The following is a 1,825-nucleotide window of genomic DNA, read 5'->3' as shown; positions in this document are numbered from 1 at the left end:
AAGAGGCTGGGACATAACTAGCTTCAATTAGTGAGAAATCCGAATTTGAATGAATTCAAATTCGGATTTCTCTATTTTTTATGTTGTCTCCATATAGCTCTTAGCTAATGGCTGTGAATTTTCTTAAATTCACGGCCATTAATGCGAGGCCCATCTCATTTTCAACCTTCGATTTTCCTCGTACAGAAAATCGAGTGAAACGCAAATTAGCCTTCAAGAATCCAAAAACTGGTTCCACGTCAATTTTGCGTTGACGATAAATGGTACTCGTTTTTTCTTCTGAAAGCTTTGCTCTCACATATTCTTTTTGTTGTTCCCACTTCTCATTCACCATTAACTTACGATTATTTCCTTCTTTTGCTTTTGTACATAATGAACGGAAGGGGCATCCGGAACAGTCTTCACATTCGTATACCTTAAACTCACGTGTGAAATCATACTTGTCCGTTTTCGTAGAACGATATTTAAATACAAGCTGTTGTTGATTTGGGCAAGTGTATCGATCATGTTCTTCATCATAATCCCAGTTTGCTGTATTGAATTCGTTTTGCTTATACTTTTTCTTCTGTTCTTTTATATACATGTTGTATGTAATTAAGGCCTCTCGCTTACGATTCGAAAGGATATCATCATAATTTTGTTCACTGCCATATCCGGCATCTGCGACGATGTGTTTTGGTAACTTAAAATAATGTTGTTCAATTTCATCTAAAAATGGGATTAATGTACGTGTATCCGTTGGGTTCGGAAAAATGCTGTAGGCAAGCGCATACTGACCTTCTGTTGCCACTTGTATGTTATAACCAGCCTTCAATTGACCATTTTTCATATAGTCATCTTTCATACGCATAAATGTCGCATCCGGGTCTGTTTTCGAATAACTATTTCGTTCGTCAAAGATTTCGAAGTCTCTTTGATATTTTAGTTTGCGTTCAATATAGTCGATTAATTTTTTGCGAGCTTGCTTTGGGAATTTTCGTTCCGTTCTTAAAGCTTTTCGCTCTGCTACATCCGATGAGTCCTCAATTTTTCGATCATATTCGGAAATCACTTCATCTACTTTTTCGACCATTTGAGCGAGGTCTTCCAATGCCAATTCCTTTTCATTTTCCCGTTCAATTTCTGGCATAATTTCTTTTTCAAGCAGCTCGTCGTATAGCTGGTTTGACTTTTCAATTAGTCCGTTATAATATTTCTCAATCGATTTTTTCCACACGAATGTAAATTTGTTCGCATTCGCTTCAATCTTTGTTCCATCAATAAAAATAGCTTCCTGGTCAATTAATTCTTCCTGTACCAGCTGGCAGCGGAATTGAACGAAGCATTGACGAATCAACTCTTTCACCTCTGGTTGGACACGAAATCGGTTGATTGTGCGGTAGGTTGGTTCGTATCCTTGAGCTAGCCACATCATCCGAAGGCTATCTTTTATAAGCGCTTCAATTTTGCGCCCTGAAAAGACAGATTGCGTGTAAGCACATAAAATAATTTTAAGCATCATGCGTGGATGGTAGGCAGGACAGCCCTCATTTCGAAGGAACGATTCAAACGCTTCAGGTGGTATACTTTCAACTAAATGGTGGACATGGAAGGCAATATCATTCTTTTGTAACTTCACTTCTAAATCTAAAGGTAAAATTAATTGATTCATGTTATAATCTTTAAACATAAGGATCCTTCTTTCTGTATAATTTTGTTGTGGTGACTTAATTTTATCAGAAGTGGTCCTTATTTTTTATGAAAAAAATTGAAAGCCGGTGAAATTTTACTGATCGTAAAATTTCGCCGGCTTTTTAGTTTAGAGATGGGTTTTGTCCCAGCCTCT

At 37.0% G+C, this 1,825-nt stretch carries 1 pseudogene; it reads right to left on the bottom strand.

The window, feature by feature from the left end:
* Window positions 1–109: 109 nt before the first annotated feature.
* A pseudogene (locus ABH966_RS26925) lies at window positions 110–1,669 on the bottom strand (IS1182 family transposase); the annotation flags it as partial.
* Between the last annotated feature and the right edge of the window lie 156 nt (window positions 1,670–1,825).

The organism is Lysinibacillus sp. RC46 (genome assembly GCF_041262385.1).
Taxonomy (GTDB): domain Bacteria; phylum Bacillota; class Bacilli; order Bacillales_A; family Planococcaceae; genus Lysinibacillus.
This window is presented reverse-complemented; position numbering and strand designations above follow the sequence as displayed.